This window comes from Streptomyces sp. A1136, assembly GCF_004795055.1.
Classification (GTDB): Bacteria; Actinomycetota; Actinomycetes; order Streptomycetales; family Streptomycetaceae; genus Streptomyces.
Map to the genome: position 1 here is coordinate 1 of NZ_SSBJ01000013.1, position 18,543 is coordinate 18,543.

17 protein-coding genes and 1 pseudogene are annotated in these 18,543 nt (G+C 71.6%); 7 read left to right on the top strand and 11 right to left on the bottom strand.

The features are described 5' to 3' along the window. The 3 genes and pseudogenes from E6R62_RS14630 to E6R62_RS14640 all read right to left on the bottom strand — a co-directional run. Window positions 1-370: pseudogene (locus E6R62_RS14630) on the bottom strand (serine/threonine protein phosphatase); the annotation flags it as partial. A 229-nt stretch (window positions 371-599) separates the two neighbouring features. Continuing rightward, a complete protein-coding gene (locus E6R62_RS14635) occupies window positions 600-1,328 on the bottom strand; it encodes a DUF402 domain-containing protein (protein ID WP_136213850.1) in 729 nt (242 codons plus the stop codon). A gap of 102 nt (window positions 1,329-1,430) precedes the next feature. Then, the gene (locus E6R62_RS14640; protein ID WP_136213851.1) at window positions 1,431-2,846 is read right to left on the bottom strand and encodes an aspartate ammonia-lyase; all 1,416 of its coding nucleotides are present in this window, start codon (window positions 2,844-2,846) and stop codon (window positions 1,431-1,433) included. A gap of 107 nt (window positions 2,847-2,953) precedes the next feature. Between E6R62_RS14640 and E6R62_RS14645 the strand changes: the two genes are divergently transcribed. After that, window positions 2,954-4,483 (top strand): ricin-type beta-trefoil lectin domain protein, encoded by a 1,530-nt coding sequence (locus E6R62_RS14645; RefSeq protein ID WP_136213852.1) that lies wholly within the window; start codon window positions 2,954-2,956, stop codon window positions 4,481-4,483. A gap of 65 nt (window positions 4,484-4,548) precedes the next feature. On the opposite strand, the gene E6R62_RS14650 is transcribed toward E6R62_RS14645, so the two are convergent. Then, entirely contained in the window at window positions 4,549-5,322 is a 774-nt protein-coding gene (locus E6R62_RS14650; RefSeq protein WP_136213853.1) for a glycerophosphodiester phosphodiesterase family protein, read from the bottom strand. Between the two features lie 217 nt (window positions 5,323-5,539). After that, the gene (locus E6R62_RS14655) at window positions 5,540-7,207 is read right to left on the bottom strand and encodes a fumarate hydratase (RefSeq protein ID WP_168714054.1); all 1,668 of its coding nucleotides are present in this window, start codon (window positions 7,205-7,207) and stop codon (window positions 5,540-5,542) included. A 180-nt stretch (window positions 7,208-7,387) separates the two neighbouring features. Between E6R62_RS14655 and E6R62_RS14660 the strand changes: the two genes are divergently transcribed. Both E6R62_RS14660 and E6R62_RS14665 read left to right on the top strand, forming a co-directional pair. Then, window positions 7,388-8,074: a DUF1707 domain-containing protein gene (locus tag E6R62_RS14660; RefSeq protein WP_136213855.1), complete on the top strand. Its 687-nt coding sequence runs from the start codon at window positions 7,388-7,390 to the stop codon at window positions 8,072-8,074. A 184-nt stretch (window positions 8,075-8,258) separates the two neighbouring features. Continuing rightward, a complete protein-coding gene (locus E6R62_RS14665; protein WP_136213988.1) occupies window positions 8,259-8,633 on the top strand; it encodes a WhiB family transcriptional regulator in 375 nt (124 codons plus the stop codon). Window positions 8,634-8,755: 122 nt separating this feature from the next. On the opposite strand, the gene glpX is transcribed toward E6R62_RS14665, so the two are convergent. Continuing rightward, window positions 8,756-9,787, bottom strand: coding sequence for a class II fructose-bisphosphatase (gene glpX / locus E6R62_RS14670; protein ID WP_136213856.1), 1,032 nt, complete (start codon window positions 9,785-9,787; stop codon window positions 8,756-8,758). Window positions 9,788-10,012: 225 nt separating this feature from the next. Between glpX and E6R62_RS14675 the strand changes: the two genes are divergently transcribed. After that, window positions 10,013-10,531 (top strand): DUF4245 domain-containing protein, encoded by a 519-nt coding sequence (locus E6R62_RS14675; protein WP_206308729.1) that lies wholly within the window; start codon window positions 10,013-10,015, stop codon window positions 10,529-10,531. Between the two features lie 193 nt (window positions 10,532-10,724). Here the strand turns inward: E6R62_RS14675 and E6R62_RS14680 are convergent, their stop codons facing one another. The 4 genes from E6R62_RS14680 to E6R62_RS14695 form a co-directional block, all read right to left on the bottom strand. Beyond that, on the bottom strand, window positions 10,725-11,315 hold the full coding sequence (locus E6R62_RS14680; protein WP_136213858.1) for a malonic semialdehyde reductase: 591 nt from the start codon (window positions 11,313-11,315) through the stop codon (window positions 10,725-10,727). Between the two features lie 159 nt (window positions 11,316-11,474). Next, entirely contained in the window at window positions 11,475-11,717 is a 243-nt protein-coding gene (locus tag E6R62_RS14685; RefSeq protein WP_136213859.1) for an exodeoxyribonuclease VII small subunit, read from the bottom strand. A 75-nt stretch (window positions 11,718-11,792) separates the two neighbouring features. After that, window positions 11,793-13,196 (bottom strand): exodeoxyribonuclease VII large subunit, encoded by a 1,404-nt coding sequence (gene xseA / locus E6R62_RS14690; protein WP_240801674.1) that lies wholly within the window; start codon window positions 13,194-13,196, stop codon window positions 11,793-11,795. 9 nt (window positions 13,197-13,205) lie between these two features. Further along, the gene (locus E6R62_RS14695) at window positions 13,206-14,600 is read right to left on the bottom strand and encodes an APC family permease (RefSeq protein WP_136213860.1); all 1,395 of its coding nucleotides are present in this window, start codon (window positions 14,598-14,600) and stop codon (window positions 13,206-13,208) included. 87 nt (window positions 14,601-14,687) lie between these two features. Here E6R62_RS14695 and E6R62_RS14700 point away from each other — a divergent pair, with 87 nt between their 5' ends. Next, window positions 14,688-15,728, top strand: coding sequence for a 4-hydroxy-3-methylbut-2-enyl diphosphate reductase (locus tag E6R62_RS14700; RefSeq protein WP_136213861.1), 1,041 nt, complete (start codon window positions 14,688-14,690; stop codon window positions 15,726-15,728). Between the two features lie 33 nt (window positions 15,729-15,761). Then, window positions 15,762-16,511: a polyphosphate--glucose phosphotransferase gene (gene ppgK, locus E6R62_RS14705; RefSeq protein WP_136213862.1), complete on the top strand. Its 750-nt coding sequence runs from the start codon at window positions 15,762-15,764 to the stop codon at window positions 16,509-16,511. A gap of 146 nt (window positions 16,512-16,657) precedes the next feature. Here the strand turns inward: ppgK and E6R62_RS14710 are convergent, their stop codons facing one another. Beyond that, window positions 16,658-17,143, bottom strand: coding sequence for a DUF6542 domain-containing protein (locus E6R62_RS14710; protein ID WP_136213989.1), 486 nt, complete (start codon window positions 17,141-17,143; stop codon window positions 16,658-16,660). 179 nt (window positions 17,144-17,322) lie between these two features. Between E6R62_RS14710 and ychF the strand changes: the two genes are divergently transcribed. Continuing rightward, window positions 17,323-18,411 carry a redox-regulated ATPase YchF gene (ychF, locus tag E6R62_RS14715; protein WP_136213863.1) on the top strand — a complete coding sequence of 363 codons (1,089 nt, stop codon included), beginning with the start codon at window positions 17,323-17,325 and terminating at the stop codon, window positions 18,409-18,411. Window positions 18,412-18,543 lie beyond the last annotated feature (132 nt).

Consider the following 18,543-nt stretch of genomic DNA (forward strand, 5'->3'; position numbering starts at 1 on the left):
GGATGCCACCCACAACGCCGTCGCCTCCCTCACGGCCGGCCTCGACATGGAGATGCCCGGCGGCACCCACTTCGGCCCGCCCCTGCGCGAGGCCGTACGCGCCGGCGCCGTCCCCCGCAGCGCCGTCCAGGGCGCCCACGGACGCCCCGTCGGCGGCCGGACGGCCGCCCCCGCCCCCGCCCCGGGGCCGGGGCAGTTCGGCGGACCGGCCGGGCGCGCGGGCGCCGTCCGGATCACCTGCCGCGTTCTGCGCATGCGTGCGCACGGCCTCGGCGGCCACGATCGGGGCCTTGCCGTGGCCGGCGTCATCCGTACCTCCGCCGGAGGCGACGGGCTGCGGGCCCTCCTGGGAGGTGGGGTACTCCGTCACGCGTGGATTTCCGTCCGTTTGCGCTCGATGTGCGCTGCACTCAACTCGGTTCAGTCGCGGTATACCCGCTCAGCGGCAGGGGCACCACCACCCCGTGGTTCCGCGTCCCGCTCGTTACCTCACCTCGCGTCGGTCTGCACCCAAGTCCCCTGTGCGGCACGTCGATTAAGGATGGCTGGCCCGGCGGGGGACGATCCTACGGTCGCACCCCGGGGGCGCATCAAGGGTCTCATGAGGTCATATGCGCAGGGGTGCGGTCCCAGTCCTCGGGCAGAACCGGAACCGGCCATCCTGGATCGGGGCGCCAGTCCTCCCAGCCGTCACGGAACGGCGGACCCCACTCCTTGACCACCTCCACGGCCGCACGGCCCGCCTCCCGCACCCGGCGTGCCAACGGGGGATCCACCCATCCGACCCGACGCGCCTGCGCGAACTCGTCCTCGTCGAGCCATACCCAACTGCGGTCGGGGTGGACGGCGATGTCGAGGAAGTGGTCCACGGAGTCCACGCCGCCGGACCACCGGGTCCGGGGTTCCTCGAGGTTCACGTACCAGTTCTTGAACCGCCAGCCCGGCTCCCAGAACAGCCACACCGACCACGGTTCCCCGGGCCGGGCCAGCTTCAGCACCCCCGTGCCGAACCAGCGCGAGCGTACGGTGGTCCGGGGCGCGGTGTAGCGGGTGGCGAGGGGTTCGGCGTGCACCGGGGTGCCGTCGGCGAGCACCGGCTTGACGCACTCGGTGCCGGGCGCCATCCACACCGCGAGCAACTCGTCCGTGTCGCGCACCACCGTCACCGGTCGGCAGATGTGGACCGGGCCGCCGCGGTCCGGTGCGCAGTCGCGGTATCGCCAGAGGATCTGCTCCCCGGGCGCCCAGCGCGTGAGCGGCTCCCCGTCCGCGGCGCCGAGCGCCACGTCGCGTGCGACGCCGTCCCCGCGGCCTCCGGTACCTGTCATGCGCAGATCTTAGGGCGGAGGCCCCTCCTTGTGCTGCGGTGCAGGTCACGGACCTGTCCGGGGACGGGAAACGACCGAAACCGGACCCCGCCCCCGGTCCTGTCAGGGCCGGGTCATCCGGAGCACGTCCAGCGCCTCGTCCAACTGCGCGAGGGTGAGTGCGCCTTGGTCGACGTAGCCGGATTCGAGCACGACTTCCCTGATCGTCTTGCGTTCCGCGAGGGCCCGCTTGGCCACCTTGGCGGCCTCTTCGTAGCCGATGTAGCGGTTCAGCGGGGTCACCACGGACGGCGAGGACTCCGCGTACTCCCTGGCCCGCTCGGAGTTCGCGGTGATCCCGTCCACGGTCCGGTCGGCCAGCAACCGGCTCGCGTTGCCCAGCAGCCGGATCGATTCGAGCAGGTTCCGGGCCATCAGCGGGATCATCACGTTGAGCTCGAAGTTGCCGGACGCGCCCGCCACGGCGACGGCCGTGTCGTTGCCCGTCACCTGCGCGGCCACCATCAGGACGGCCTCCGGGATGACCGGATTGACCTTCCCGGGCATGATCGAGGACCCGGGCTGGAGATCCGGGAGATTGATTTCGGCCAATCCGGTGCGCGGACCCGAGGCCATCCAGCGCAGGTCGTTGCAGATCTTCGTGAGCGAGACGGCGATCGTACGGAGCATCCCCGAGGTCTCCACGAGCGCGTCCCGGGCGCCCTGGGCCTCGAAGTGGTCCCGCGCCTCGGTCAGCGGCAGTCCCGTCGCCGCGGCCACCTCGGCGATCACGGCGGCGGAGAACCCGGGCGGGGTGTTGATCCCGGTGCCCACGGCCGTTCCGCCCAGGGGCAGTTCGGCGAGCCGGGGAAGGGCCGCGCGCAACCGCTCGACGCCGTAGCGCACCTGGGCCGCGTACCCGCCGAACTCCTGGCCGAGGGTGACGGGGGTGGCGTCCATGAGGTGCGTGCGCCCGGCCTTGACCACCTTCGCGAACTCGGCGGACTTGCGCTCCAGCGCGGCGGCGAGGTGTTCCAGCGCCGGGATCAGCTCACCGGTGACGGCGGCGGTCGCCGCGATGTGCACGGAGGAGGGGAAGACGTCGTTGGAGCTCTGCGAGGCGTTGACGTGGTCGTTGGGGTGCACCGGGCGGCCGAGCCGTTCGCTCGCCAGCGTGGCGATCACCTCGTTGGTGTTCATGTTCGACGAGGTCCCGGACCCGGTCTGGAACACGTCCACGGGGAAGTGCTCGTCCCAGCGGCCGTCGGCCACCTCCTCGGCGGCGGAGCGGATCGCCTCGGCGACGTCGTCGTCCAACACCCCGAGCCGGGCGTTCACCACCGCGGCCGCGGCCTTCACGCGGCCCAGGGCGGCGATGTGGGCCCGTTCCAACCGGTGGCCGGAGACGGGGAAGTTCTCCACGGCGCGCTGGGTCTGGGCCCGCCACTTGGCGTGCGCGGGGACCCGCACCTCGCCCATGGAGTCGTGCTCGATGCGGAACTCTTCGGGGCCGCTCGTGGCCCGCCGGTCGTCTGTCATGTCGATGGCCTCCTCAAAAAGTTGAGCAATTGTCTTGTTCGAAGTGTTCCCAACTCCCCTACCGGCCAGTAAATACCGGGGGTAACACCGATACCGGGGAGGCGTTCATGGCACGTGCGCGTACGAAACCCAGGCTCAGATCTACCTTCGCGGCCGTCGCGGCGATCGCGGCGGCCCTCGGGGGCGTCACCGCCATCACCCCCATGGCCCAGGCGGCACCCGTCACCGGACCGACGGTCACCCCCCTGTCGCCCGAACTGGAAGCCATCCGGGCGGCGGAGGCCACCAAGATCTACGGGGACCCGGCCGTGCGCCCGCTCGCCGACCGCAAAACCGGCTTGATCTCGCTCGGTGACAGCGAGATTTCGGGCGAGGGAGTCGGCAACTACGACCCCGCCACCAACACGTCCGCCAACCAGTGCCACCGCTCGCCCGACTCGGCGATCCACCGCACCGGCATCCCGGCCGACCTCACCTTCAACGTGGCCTGCTCCGGCGGGTACACCGGCAACATCCGCATCGGCGGCAGCAAGCAGTACCCCGACGAGCTGGTGCAGAGCGACAACCTGGCCATCAAGGCCCGCAACACCCGGATCAAGATGGTGCTGCTGGTCGCCGGAGCCAACGACGACCTCCAGTTCGGCCCCGTCATGACGGACTGCGTCACCCGCTGGGTCCTCAGCCAGGGCACCTGCGAACCCAAGTACGGCCCCGGCTGGCAGGCCCGCGTGGACGGCCTCAAGCCCAAGGTGGAGGCGACCGTCGCGGACCTCAAGACCGTCATGCGCGACGCCGGCTACGCCGACTCCGACTACAAACTGGTCGTGATGGGCTACCCGAGCCCCATCGGCCCCGACTTCAACGACAACCCCGATTTCCCCGGCAAGCTCCCCGGAGGCTGTGCCGGCTACGACTCCGACGCAGCGTGGGGCCGCAACTACGCGGTGCCCACTTTCGAGAAGGGCATGCGCGAGGCGGCCCTCGCCTCCGGCGCCACCTACCTGGACAACTCCCGGCTGTTCCACGGCCACGAGGTGTGCATGGAGGACGCCTGGGCCCGCGGCCTCTACCTCGACCTCGGGGACCACTTCCCGTGGGACGAGAACACCGCCCGGCAGTCCTTCCACCCCAACTACCGGGGCCACGGCGCCTTCGCCTCCTGCCTGACCCAGCTCTACGACTCCGGTCTGCGCGAGGCCTCCTGCGCCGACCCGGCGAGCACCGGCACCCCCGTCCTGACCGCCGGCGCCTGGGACTCCCTCTACCGGCCCCTGAAGAACGAGGCGACCGGCAACTGCCTCGACACCTTCGGCGGCTCCAGCGCCGACGAGACCAAGGTGGTCGCCTGGGACTGCCACGGTGGACGCAACCAGGGCTGGTGGTACGACGCCACCCGCAAGGCCCTGCACACCGAACTGACCCAGGACCGCTGCCTGGACGTCCCGGGAGCCGTCTACGGCAGCGGCACCGCCCTGATCATCTACAACTGCCACGGCGGTGCCAACCAGCAGTTCGTCCGCGACGGCGCCACCCTGCGTCCCGCGGCCGCCTCCGGCATGTGCCTGACCGTCGCCGCCCCGCACGAGCCGCTGCGCCTGCAGACCTGCAACGGCTCGCCCGGCCAGCGCTTCGTCTGACCGTCCCGGTACACCCCCACACCCGGCCCGGTCCCCGGCCGGGTGTGGGCCCGGCGCCCGCGGCCTCAACGCCCCAGGCGCGCCTCCACCTGCTCCCGCACCTGCCGGGGCCGGTTGGTGATCAGTGTGTCCACGCCCAGGCGCAGACACAGCTCCACGTCCTCGGGCTCGTCCACGGTCCACACCCTCACCCCGAGCCCCTTGGCCTTCAACCGGCCCACCAGACCCGGGTCCTCGCGTACGAGGTCGATACCGGGTCCGGCGTGCCCCGCGAACGGCGGGCGCGCGGGGCGCAGCCGGCGCTCGATCAGGTACACGGCGGGCAGCCCGGGCGCGAGCCGGTGCAACCGGGTCAGGGCGCTCCGAGAGAAGCTCATCACCTCGACGAGGCCGTCGGCGCCGCCGGCGAGTCCGTGCTCCCGCAGCACCCGCACCAGCTCGGCCTCCAGCCGGCCGCCCGCGCGGGTGGGGTGCTTGGTCTCCACGGCCAGCCCGACGGGCCGGCCGGCGGCCAGCGTCTCCTTGAGCAGGTCCTCGAAGAGCAGTACCCGGGCCCCGCGGTGCTCTTGGCCCTTCCACCGGCCGAAGTCGAGCGCGGCCAGTTCCTCGTAGGTCATGGCGGAGACCACCCCGCGGCCGTCCGAGGTCCGCTCCACCCGCCGGTCGTGTACGCACACCAGCCGCCCGTCGGCACTGAGCCGCACGTCGCACTCCAACGCGTCGGCCCCGTCCTCGACGGCCTGCCGGTACGCGGCCAAGGTGTGCTCGGGGTGCTCGTACGACGCCCCACGGTGGGCGATGACACGTACGTCGCGGGCGGTGGGAGGCAGCTCAGTCATGCCGCAGACGTTATCGGGACGACGGGGGACGTCCGATTACCGCGTGCCGCACGGACGGCCGAACAACGGATGACGGCGGCCTCGCACCGCGGCCCGTGCGAGGAGTGCGCGTCGGGCGTCGCCGAGGTCGTCGCCGCGCGGGCGGACGGGTGGCGGGCCGCACCCGTCGGGGCCCGCCGGCCGGCGGTGCGCCGGTAGCGGGCCCCGACGCCGGGGCCTAGGCCAGGCCGGGGCCGCGGACCGGGATGTGGGTGAAAGTGGGTTCCGGGGCGGGGTTCTGGAAGAAGTCGTTGCCCTTGTCGTCGACGACGATGAAGGCGGGGAAGTCCTCGACCTCGATCTTCCAGACGGCCTCCATGCCGAGCTCCTCGTACTCCAGGACCTCGACCTTCTTGATGCAGTCCTGCGCCAGGCGGGCCGCCGGGCCGCCGATCGAGCCCAGGTAGAAGCCGCCGTGCGTACCGCAGGCGTCGGTCACCTGCTGGGAGCGGTTGCCCTTGGCCAGCATGACCTTCGAGCCGCCCGCCGCCTGGAACTGCTCGACGTAGGAGTCCATGCGGCCGGCCGTGGTGGGGCCGAAGGAGCCGGAGGCGTAGCCCTGGGGGGTCTTGGCGGGGCCGGCGTAGTACACCGGGTGGTCCTTGAGGTACTGCGGCATGTCCTCGCCCGCGTCCAGCCGCTCCTTGATCTTGGCGTGCGCGATGTCGCGCGCCACGACGAGGGGGCCGGTCAGGGACAGGCGGGTCTTCACCGGGTGCTTGGTCAGCGTCGCGAGGATCGTCTCCATCGGCTGGTTCAGGTCGATGGAGACGACGTCCGAGGACTCCGACAGGTGCTCGTCCGTGGTCTCCGGCAGGAAGCGGGCCGGGTCGCGCTCCAGCTGCTCCAGGAAGACGCCCTCGGCGGTGATCTTCGCGACCGCCTGGCGGTCGGCCGAGCAGGAGACGGCGATGGCCACCGGCAGCGACGCGCCGTGGCGAGGCAGGCGGACCACGCGCACGTCGTGGCAGAAGTACTTGCCGCCGAACTGCGCGCCGATGCCGATCTTCTGCGTCAGCTCGAAGACCTGCTGTTCGAGGTCGAGGTCACGGAAGCCGTGTCCCAGCGCGGAGCCCTCGGTCGGCAGTTCGTCCAGGTAGTGGGCGGAGGCGTACTTGGCGGTCTTGAGGGCGTGCTCCGCCGAGGTGCCGCCGACCACGATCGCCAGGTGGTAGGGCGGGCAGGCCGCCGTGCCGAGCGAGCGGATCTTCTCTTCCAGGAACTTCATCATGGAGCCCTCGTTGAGGACCGCCTTGGTCTCCTGGTAGAGGAAGGACTTGTTGGCGCTGCCGCCGCCCTTGGCCATGAAGAGGAACTTGTACGCGCCGCCGTCGGTGGCGTACAGCTCGATCTGCGCGGGCAGGTTCGAGCCGGTGTTCTTCTCCTCCCACATGGTGAGCGGGGCCATCTGCGAGTAGCGCAGGTTCAGCCGCGTGTACGCGTCGTAGATGCCGCGCGAGAGGGCCGCCTCGTCGGCGCCCTCCGTCAGCACGTTCTGGCCGCGCTTGCCCATCACGATCGCGGTGCCCGTGTCCTGGCACATGGGGAGCACGCCGGCGGCCGCGATGTTGGCGTTCTTCAGCAGGTCGAGGGCGACGAACTTGTCGTTCGAGGAGGCCTCGGGGTCGTCGATGATCCGCCGCAACTGCGCGAGGTGGGCGGGGCGCAGGAAGTGCTGGATGTCGTGGATGGCCTCCTCGGCGAGCTTGCGCAGCGCCTCGGGCTCGACCTTGAGGAACGTACGGCCGTCGGCCTCGAAGGTGGAGACGCCTTCGGAGGTCACCAGCCGGTAGGGGGTGGTGTCCTCGCCCAGGGGCAGCAGGTCGGTGTACGCGAACTCCGGCATCGTGGCCATTCCTCACTCGGCAGACAGCGCTGACGACCAATTGGCAGCGCAGTCCTCAAGCGTAGGACCTCGCCGGACGGCTGTGTCTGTGAGGTAAGGCTCACTGCCGGGAACCGGGGCCGCGCAGCACCCGACCTCCGGGGAGTATCGCGATCTATCGTGTTTGGCTATGCTGGCGGTGTGGACCTGGAAAAGCACCCCGCCGCCCCTGCCGCACCCGCCGTCCCGCCGGTCGCCGAGCTGCGCGCCTCCGACGCCGACCGGGACCGGATAGCGCAACTCCTCGCCGACGCCCTGGCCGAAGGCCGGCTGACCGCCGAGGAGCACTCCGAACGCCTGGACACCCTCTACGCGGTGAAGACGGTCGGGGAGTTGGGCGTGCTCGTACGCGACCTCCCCGCGGCCCACGCCGCCGCCTGGCCCCCCGGGGCGGGCGCCCCACCGCCCGTCCCCGCAGTCGGGCCCGCGGGCGGCGAGGTCGAGACGGTCCTGGCGGTCTGCAGCTCCGCCTCGCGCAAGGGCCGCTGGCGCCCGGGCGCCCTCATCCGCGTCGTCTCCGTCCTCGGGGACGTCTCCCTGGACCTCACCCAGGCCGTGTTCGAACAGCGGGTCACGGAGATCAACGTGAACTGCGTCCTCGGCAACGTCGACATCGTCGTCCCGGAGAACGTGACCCTCCGCGGCTACGGCGGCGGCGTGCTCGGAAACTTCGAAGTGACCGACGAAGGTGTCGCGGCGGCCGACCCGCAGGCACCGGTGGTGATCGTGCGCGGTTTCGCGCTGCTGGGCAACGTCGAGGGCCGACCCAAGCGCGGCGCACGGGTGACCGACCTCGCGAGCCGGCGGCACGACCGGCCCGGCGGCTGAACGGCGCCCCGGCCGCGACACGGGTGGGAGCGGAGGGACGCGTTTCGGTCGAAGTTGGCCGGAGCGGCCGACGCGCGGCACGCGGTGCTTAGGGGCACGTACAGCGGGTAAGGACAGACGCATCGTCTCTCGCTCGCGTATACGTCGTCAGGAGTAGACCGTGCCGCATCCGCCGCATCAGTCCCTGCAGGTAGCCGCCGTCAAGACTCTTCAGGCGCGTCCGGCCGCCGTGCCGAAGCCGCGGGTGCCGGCGAGGGAAGAGGACGGCCCATGGCATGCGGAGGCGGTGTGCCGCAGGGACGAGGCGGGGCTGTTCTTCGCCCCCTCCAAGGAGCCCACCGCGGCGCGGCTCGCCCGCGAGGAGGCCGCCAAGCGGGTCTGCGCGCGATGCCCCGTGATGGTCGCCTGTCGCGAACACGCGCTGCTCCAGCCCGAGCCCTACGGGGTCTGGGGCGGCCTGACCGCCGCCGAGCGGCGCGTCGTACTGGCTCGGCGCCGCCGCCGGGCCGCGGAGCTGCGCCAGGGCAGCGGGGCGGGCCCGGTCGCGGCCGCGGGGTGAGCCGGGCCCACCGAGGCGGTGGGGCCCGTCGTCACGAGGGAACGTGAGCGGACAGCACGCGAGAGGGGCGGTCCTCCACCGGGAGGACCGCCCCTCTCGCGTTGCCCGCCGGCCGCACGCTCCTATCGGGCGTGGTGGAAGTCGATCGCGCTGTACGCGCGCAGCTTGGACAGGCGGTGGGTGGAGTCGATCTGTCGGATCGTGCCCGACTTCGAGCGCATGACCAGCGAGGACGTGGTCGCGGTCTCGGAGCGGTAGTGGACGCCGCGCAGCAGCTCGCCGTCGGTGATGCCGGTGGCGACGAAGAACACGTTCTCGCCGGACACCAGGTCGTTGGTGTGCAGGACGCGGTCGAGGTCGTGGCCGGCGTCGATCGCCTTCTGGCGCTCGGCGTCGTCCTTCGGCCACAGCTTGCCTTGGATGGTTCCGCCCAGGCACTTGATGGCGCAGGCCGAGATGATGCCCTCGGGCGTGCCGCCGATGCCGAGGAGCAGGTCGACGCCGGTGCCCTCGCGCACCGCCATGACCGAGCCCGCGACGTCGCCGTCCGAGATGAACTTGATGCGGGCGCCGGTCTCGCGGATCTCCTTGACGATGCCCTCGTGGCGGGGGCGGTCCAGGATGACCACGGTGACGTCCTCGACGGCCATGTTCTTGGCCTTGGCGACGCGACGGATGTTGACCGAGACGGGCGCGTTGATGTCGACGAAGTCGGCGGCCTCGGGACCGGTGACCAACTTCTCCATGTAGAAGACCGCCGACGGGTCGAACATGGTGCCGCGGTCGGCGGCGGCCAGGACGGCGATGGCGTTCGGCATGCCCTTGGCGTTCAGGGTGGTGCCGTCGATCGGGTCCACGGCGATGTCGACCTCGGCGCCCGTGCCGTCGCCGACCCGTTCGCCGTTGAAGAGCATCGGCGCTTCGTCCTTCTCGCCCTCGCCGATGACGACGACGCCGTTCATCGAGACGGTGGAGATCAGGGTGCGCATGGCGTTGACCGCCGCGCCGTCCGCGCCGAGCTTGTCGCCGCGGCCCACCCAGCGGCCGGCGGCCATGGCGGCGGCTTCGGTGACCCGGACGAGTTCCAGGGCGAGGTTGCGGTCGGGGGCCTCCGGGGAGACTTCGAGCTGGGGCGGCAGGTTGTGCTCGGTCATCGGAGCGCACCTTTCTGTACGACGACGGCCGGGATGTGAGGGTGCTGAAACTCTATCGGTACGTCGACATATTGAGCAGAGCGGGTCACGTATGAGCGGAATATCGGTCAGGGTGTTGGCCTGAGCGGACATCTTGCGCCCCGGCCAGTGGCTTCGTCCGCTCGCCGCGCCCTACCCCGGCGGTGATCGCTCCCGCGCGTACGGGACTATGGAGCCGTGGCAGGTATGAAGGGCAAGCAGACGGTCTGGGACATGGTCCGGTCGCTGGCGGTGATCGGCGTCGTCGTGGCGGGCATTTACATTTTCGTCCCGCATGACGAGAACGCCGACCCGACGCGCGTGGTCGACTACCGGGTGGAGACGGCGACGGCCCGGCGCGCGGCGCCGTATCCGGTCGCCGCGCCCGTGGGCCTGCCGGCCGAGTGGCGGGCGACCTCCGTGTCCTACGAGCGCAAGAACGCCGACGCGTGGCACCTGGGCTTCCTCGACCCGGACAAGCAGTACGTGGCGGTGGAGCAGTCCAGCGACGCCTCGGCCAAGAACATCGGCAAGGTGACGCAGCAGGCCAAGCCCACCGGTCGGTCGCAGCGGATCGGCGACGGGGAATGGGAGCGCTGGGACGGCGACAAGTACGACGCGCTGGTGCGCCAGGAGCAGGGCCACGTCACGGTGGTGACGGGGACGGCCCCCTTCGAGCGGTTGAGCGCGATGGCGGCGGCGCTGGAGTTCAAGCAGGGTCGATAGCGCCCCACCGCGGACGCGCACCCCGGAGGCCCCACCGCGGACGCCCACCATGGACGGCCGCCGCGGACGGGACCCTGTCCCGGATACACGAAGAGGCCGCCCTCCCCGGATCGGGGAGGGCGGCCTCTTCGTGTATCCGCGGAGCGGGACCGGGCGCCGGCTCGGGCGCCGGCCCGGACGCTCGGGTGCCGACTCAGACGGTGGTGACGACCTCGTCGAACGACAGGCGCGGGGAGCGCGGGAACCAGGCGTCCTCGCCCGGCTTGCCGATGTTGACGACCATCAGCGGGGTGTGGTCGTCGTCCAGGAACTCCTTCTGGACACCGACGAAGTCCAGACCGGTCATCGGGCCGGCGGCCAGACCGGCGGCGCGGACGCCGATGATGAAGTAGGCGGCCTGCAGCGCGGCGTTCAGCAGGGCGGCCTGCTCGCGGACCGGGCGCTCGGAGAAGAAGGCGTCCTTGGCCTGCGGGAAGTGCGGCAGCAGCTGCGGCAGCTCCTCGTGGAACTCGTTGTCCGCGGAGAGGATCGCGACCAGCGGGGCGGCGGCGGTCTTGGCCTGGTTGCCCTCGGCCAGGTGCTTCACGAGGCGCTCGCGGGCCTCGGGGGAGCGGACGAGGGTGATGCGCAGCGGCGACTGGTTGTAGGCGGTGGGGCCGAACTTCACCAGCTCGTAGATCGCCTGGACCTGCTCGTCGGTCACAGGCTCGTCGGAGAAGGAGTTGGCGGTACGGGCCTCGCGGAACAGCAGGTCCTGAGCGGCGGCGTCGAGAACGAGAGACATCGGAAAGCCTTCTTCTGTACGGGTGTGAAGACGGGTGTGGAGCGCTATGGCCAGGACTCTACGACAGGAATAGATGAATTTTCAACTAAATTCTGTTCCGTGTGACGCGGATCACGACCATCGGGCTTCGGTTCGAGCCGCCCGCCTCCGCCGCCGGGGTCATTCCCCCCGGTCGCCGGAGCCGCCGCCCTCGTCGCCGCCGTCCCGCTCGGCCAAAGCCGAGTCGAGCCGCGCCCGTGCGCCCTCCAGCCAGTGCCGGCAGACCTTCGCCAGCTCCTCGCCGCGCTCCCAGAGCGCGAGGGAGTCCTCCAGCGAGGTCCCGCCCGCCTCCAGTTTGCGGACGACCTCGATGAGCTCGTCCCGGGCCTGTTCGTACCCCAGCGCCGTATCGGCCTCGGTCATTCCCATCTCACTCTCATGCACTCGATTCGCGGTTGATCCGCGGTCGGACGAATGGCGCGGCGAGCCGACGCGCCGTCAGTCGGCGGCGCGGGCCGCCTCCTGCCCTGCCTGGCCGGCCCCCTTGGTGTCTCCGGCCGGTCCTGCCCCCTCCGCGGCCCGCCGGGTCTCCTCGGGCCCGCCCGTCTCTTCGGTCCTGTCCGTCTCCTCGGGTCCGCCCGTCTCTTCGGGCCCGTGCGCCTCCTCGGGCCGGCCCCGCTCCGGGGGGCGTCCGGCTCCGTCCACGCGCACCGCGAACTCCCCGGCCGCCACCCTCGCGCGCAGCACGTCCCCCGCGCCGACCTCGGCCGGCGAGCGCACCACGTGGCCGTCGGCCCGCTGGAGCACCGCGTACCCGCGCTCCAAGGTGGCCGCCGGGGACAAGGCCAGAACCCGCGCCCGGGTGTGCGTCAACTCCGAGTCCGCCCGGTCCAGCAGGTGACCGAGCGTCCGCCGGCTGCGCGCCAACAGGGCGTCCACCTCCGCCTCGCGGGTCTCCACCATCCGCCGCGGGTGGACGAACACCGGCCGCCCGAGGGCGTGGGCCAGCCCGCGCTCCTCCCGGTCGAGCAGCCCGCGCACCGCGCGCAGCCCCCGGCCTTGGAGCTGGCGTACCCGCTCCAGCTCCTCGCCGACGTCCGGGACCACCTTCTTCGCCGCGTCCGTGGGCGTGGAGGCCCGCAGGTCCGCGACCAGGTCGAGCAGCGGGGAGTCCGGCTCGTGGCCGATCGCCGATACGACGGGGGTCCGGGCTGCCGCGACCGCCCGTACGACCTCCTCGTCCGAGAAGGGCAGCAGGTCCTCGACGCTGCCGCCGCCGCGCGCCACGATGATCACGTCGACCTCGTCCAGCGCGTCGAGCTCCCGCACGGCCCGGATCACCTGCGGCACCGCGTTCACGCCCTGCACGGCGACGTTGCGCACCTCGAAGCGGACCGCGGGCCACCGGCGCCGGGCGTTCTCCAGCACGTCCCGCTCGGCCGCCGACGCACGCCCCACCACCAGCCCGATCAGCTGCGGCAGGAACGGCAGCGGCCGCTTGCGGTCCAGGGCGAACAGGCCCTCGGAGGCGAGCGAGCGCTTGAGCCTCTCCAGGCGCGCCAGCAGCTCGCCGATGCCGACGGGCCGTATCTCCGTGGCCCGCAGCGACAGCTGCCCGCGCGGGGCGTACCACTCCGGCTTGGCCCGGACAACGACGCGCGCGCCCTCCGACACCGCGTCCGCGACATCGTCGTAGACCTGGCGGAAGCAGGTGACGCTGAGCGAGATGTCGTGCGACGGGTCGCGCAGCGTCAGGAAGACCACCCCCGCGCCCGGTCGCCGGGACAACTGGGTGATCTGCCCCTCCACCCACACCTGCCCGAGCTTGTCGATCCAGCCCCCGATGAGCCGGGACACCTGACCGACCGGCAGCGGCGCCTCGGCCGATGTATTCAGACCCATGCAGGCAGGCTAGCCGCCCGGACCGACACCGGTGCGGGGCCCGGCCCCCCGATCCGGCTCGCGTCGGCCCCGCTGCGCCACCAACACCCCCAGCCCCACCGCCAGCCACACCGCCCCCACGACCTGCGCCGTCCGGGCCGCCTCGACGATCACCGCGACCGTCACCGCCGCCCCCAGCACGGGAACCACCAGGTGCAGCCACCAGTTCGGGGCCCCGGCCCCGCGCCGTACGACGAACCAGCCCACCACCGAGGCGTGCAGCAGCGTGAAGGCCACCAGCGCCCCGACGTCCACCACCGACACCAGGTGGTCCAGGCCGTCGTCCCGCCGGGCCGCCCACACCGCCGCGACCAGCGTCAGCGTCGCAGCCACCAACAGGGCGGGTCGGGGAGTGCCGTCCGAGGTCCCCGCCAGGACCCGCGGCAGCCGCCGCTCCCGGGCCATCGCGAAGACCAGCCGACCGGCCGCGGCCTGCCCCGCCAGCGCCGCGAAGGCCGCCCCGATCGCCTTGCTCGCCGCGACCAGGTCGTGCAGCCAGGTACCGGCCGCCGACTCCACCGCCGTGTAGAAGGCCGGCCCCTGTAGCGCCGGGTCGGCCGCCAGCTCCGCGGAAGACGCCGGCATCAGCAGCGCCGCCAGGTAGCCCTGCGCGACGAACAGCACCCCGGCCAGCGCCAGACAGGACAACACCGCCCGCGCCACCCGCTCGGAACCCCCGGTCACCTCCTCCGCGAAGGAGGCGATTGCGTCGAAGCCCAGGTACGACAGGACCGCGACCGACACCGCGCCCAGCACGGCGGCCGTCGAGAAGCCCAGCGAGCCGTCCCCGGTCAGCGGGGAAAGCCAGCCGCGCCGCGCACCGCCCCGGGCCAGCACGGTCACCGCCGTCACCACGAACACCAGCAGCACCAGGATCTCCATGGCGAGCACGGCGAGGCCCACGCGCGCGGCCACCCGCACGCCCCACAGGTTCAGCAGGGTCGTGACCACCACCGCCAGCGCCGTCCACACCCAACGGGAGACCTCGGGGACCAGGGCGTTCATCGCGATGCCCGAGAAGAGGTAGGCGACCGCCGGGATCAGCAGGTAGTCGAGCATCGCCATCCACCCCGCGATCAGCCCCGGCCCCTCGCCCAGGCCTTGGCGGGCGTAGGTGAACACCGACCCGGCGCGCGGGGCCACCCGCACCATCTGGGCGTAGGAGGAGGCGGTGAAGGCCATCGCGACGGTCGCGGCGAGGTAGACCAGGGCGACCGCGCCGTGCGATTTCGCGTCGAGCGTGCCGAAGACCCCGACCGGGGCCATGGGGGCGATGAAGAGCAACCCGTAGACGACCAGGTCCCGGAAGCCGAGCGTGCGCCGCAGCGTGGTGGGCGCCGTGGGGGTGTCCGTCGCGGACGCCATCGATCCTCCGGGGGGATAGCCGGTACGTACGTGCGACCCAGTCTGTGCCGAACGGGCGATCTCCGGCCTGCCGGAGACCCCCGTACGATGGAGACCATGACTGCTCCCGCCCCTGCTCCCGCTTCCCGCCGCGTCCTGCTCGCCGCCCCGCGCGGTTATTGCGCGGGTGTCGACCGAGCCGTGATCGCCGTCGAGAAAGCCCTAGAGCAGTACGGCGCGCCGGTCTACGTACGCCACGAGATCGTGCACAACAAGTACGTGGTGCAGACGCTGGAGAAGAAGGGCGCGATCTTCGTCGAGCGGACGGAGGAGGTCCCCGAGGGCTCCATCGTCATGTTCTCCGCCCACGGCGTGGCCCCCGTGGTCCACGAGGAGGCGGCGCGCGGCAGGCTGGCGACGATCGACGCGACCTGCCCGCTGGTCACGAAGGTGCACAAGGAAGCCATCCGCTACGCGAACGAGGACTTCGACATCCTCCTCATCGGCCACGAGGGCCACGAGGAGGTCATCGGCACCTCCGGCGAGGCCCCCGACCACATCACCATCGTGGACGGCCCGCACGACGTGGAGAAGGTGACCGTCCGCGACGAGTCGAAGGTCGTCTGGCTGTCGCAGACCACGCTCTCCGTGGACGAGACGATGGAGACCGTCGACGCGCTCAAGACCAAGTTCCCGCTGCTGGTCTCGCCGCCGAGCGACGACATCTGCTACGCCACCTCCAACCGGCAGGCCGCCGTCAAGCAGATGGGCGCGGACTCCGACCTGGTCATCGTCGTCGGCTCGAAGAACTCCTCGAACTCCATCCGCCTGGTCGAGGTCGCCCTGGACGCGGGCGCGGGCGCGGCCCACCTCGTGGACTTCGCGAGCGAGATCGACGAGGCCTGGCTGGACGGGGTCACCACGGTCGGCCTGACCTCGGGCGCCTCGGTTCCGGAGGTGCTGGTCGAAGAGGTACTGGAGTGGCTGGCGCAGCGCGGCTACGGGGACGTGGAGATCGTCAAGACGGCCGAGGAGTCGATCGTCTTCTCGCTGCCGAAGGAGCTGCGCCGCGACCTGCGCGCCGAGGCCGCCGAACTGCTCGCCGGGCGCGGCGGGGCCGCCGGGAACACGGACACCGCCGACGAGTAGGCCGCGGGCCGCGCCGTTCTCTACGGTGGTCCCATGGAGATCTTCGGTGTGGACATCGGCGGAACCGGCATCAAGGGCGCTCCCGTGGACCTGGACCGCGGCGAGCCGACGCACGAACGCCTGAAACTGGCGACACCGCATCCGGCCACCCCCGAGGGGGTGGCCGACGTCGTCGTCGAGGTGGTCCGCCACTTCGACTGGGAGGGTCCGGTCGGCGTCACCTTCCCCGGCGTCGTCACGGACGGCGTCACCCGCACCGCGGCCAACATGGACCCCGCCTGGGTCGGCGTGGACACGCAATCGCTGCTCACGAGCCGGCTGGGCGGGCGCCCCGTCACGGTCCTGAACGACGCGGACGCGGCCGGGGTCGCGGAGATGACGTACGGGGCCGGCCGCGGCCGCGCCGGCACGGTCATCCTGCTGACGCTGGGCACGGGCATCGGGAGCGCCCTGTTCACCGACGGCCGGCTGGTGGCCAACACCGAGCTCGGGCACCTGGAGCTGCACGGTCACGACGCGGAGAAGCGGGCCTCGGTGAAGGCCAAGGAGGACGCGGAGATGACGTGGGAGCGCTGGGCGCGGCGCGTACAGAAGTACCTGGAGCACGTGGAGATGCTGTTCTCTCCTCAGCTCTTCATCATCGGCGGCGGCGTCAGCCGCAAGCCCGAGAAGTTCCTCCCGCTGATCGAGGGCATCCGGGCCGAGATCGTCCCGGCGCAGCTCCGGAACAACGCGGGCATCGTCGGCGCGGCGATGGCGGCCCGACCGGCGACGACGGCGTAGCGGCGCCCGCGAGGCGCCCCGCCCCCGGGCCGTCTCGCGGACGGCGGCCGCCCGGCGCGTGCCCCGAACACGCCCTGCCGGTCGATACGCCCGGTCGATACGCCCGGTCGATACGCCCGGTCGATACGCCCGGTCGGTCAGTGCACCTAGGCCACGCGCCTGGGCAGCCGCCGCTTCCCGATCAGCACGGCCTTGCGCACCAGCACGATCAACGCGGCGATCACGGTCCCCGCGTACAGCCAGCCGGCGTGCAGGGACAGGGCCGACACGATCCCCATCAGCTCGCCGCCGAATCCGCCGGAGCCCCCGGAGACCGGCCAGACCCCGACCGCGAACGCGATCGGCACGGACACCGGTGCGGTGATCAGGTCCGCCGGGCGGACCCAGAGCGCGGTGGCGGCGGCGACGGGGAGGAAGAGCAGCCCGTACGCGAACAGCGAGGAGCCGAACAGCAGCCAGTCGACCCCGGCGACCAGCACCATCGCGGCGCACGCGAACAGCCCTCCGCCGAGCCCGGTCAGCCGGGGTCTGGGCAGCCGGCGGACGGACGCCGGCCGCGCCGGCCGCGGCGCCCGGGCCGGCGGGACCGTCGGGGGCCGACGTACGGGGCGCTTCGTCCCGTATCGCTCCACGCTGCTGTACTCCTCCACCCGGTGCTCCACCCTGTATGGCTCCACCGAACCAAACTAGGCGGGAGGGGCCCTGTGGGGCGGCCCGGACACGCATACATCGAGCGCCGCTCAGCGGAAAGTAAACTGACAGTCGGCCCACCCCCGGGCCGCCGCCCCTCCAGCTACGGGAAGTCGCCAACGTGTCGCTCACGATCGGAATCGTCGGCCTGCCGAATGTCGGCAAGTCGACCCTTTTCAACGCCCTGACCAAGAACGACGTGCTGGCGGCCAACTACCCGTTCGCCACCATCGAGCCGAACGTCGGCGTCGTCGGTGTCCCGGACCGGCGTCTGGCCGTCCTCGCCGGCATCTTCGGCTCGCAGAAGGTCCTCCCGGCGACGGTCGACTTCGTCGACATCGCCGGCATCGTGCGCGGCGCGTCGGAGGGCGAGGGCCTCGGCAACAAGTTCCTCGCGAACATCCGCGAGTCCGACGCGATCTGCCAGGTCATCCGCGCCTTCAAGGACGAGAACGTCGTCCACGTCGACGGCAAGGTCTCGCCCAAGGACGACATCGAGACGATCAACACCGAGCTGATCCTCGCCGACCTCCAGTCGATCGAGAAGGCGGTGCCGCGCCTGACGAAGGAGTCCCGTCTCCAGAAGGAGAAGGTCGCCGTCCTGGGCGCCGTCACCGAGGCGCAGAAGATCCTCGAAGCCGGCGACACGCTCTTCTCGAAGGGCATCACCAAGGGCACGGAGAAGGGCGACCTCCTCCACGAGCTGCACCTGCTGACCACGAAGCCGTTCCTGTACGTCTTCAACGTCGACGAGGACGAGCTGACGGACGAGGCCTTCAAGGACGAGCAGCGTGCCCTGGTCGCCCCGGCCGAGGCGATCTTCCTCAACGCCAAGCTGGAGCAGGAGCTCATCGAGCTCGACGACGACGAGGCCCTCGAACTCCTCCAGTCGGTCGGCCAGGAGGAGCCGGGCATGGCCACCCTGGGCCGCGTCGGCTTCGCCACCCTGGGCCTCCAGACCTACCTGACGGCCGGCCCGAAGGAAACCCGCGCCTGGACGATCAAGAAGGGCGCCACCGCCCCGGAGGCGGCCGGCGTCATCCACACCGACTTCCAGCGCGGCTTCATCAAGGCGGAGATCATCTCCTTCGCCGACCTGGTCGAGTGCGGCTCGGTCGCGGAGGCCCGCGCGAAGGGCAAGGCCCGCATGGAGGGCAAGGACTACGTCATGCAGGACGGCGACGTGGTGGAGTTCCGCTTCAACGTGTAGTCGCGTCGTTACTGCATGCTAGGTAATTCGTCAAGCATGCAGGTCAGGAGGGGTCGGGCTTCGGTGAGCCCGACCCCTTCGTCGTCCCCGTGCTGGATAGGTGCTGGATATTCTGACGTCGCGTCAGTGGTG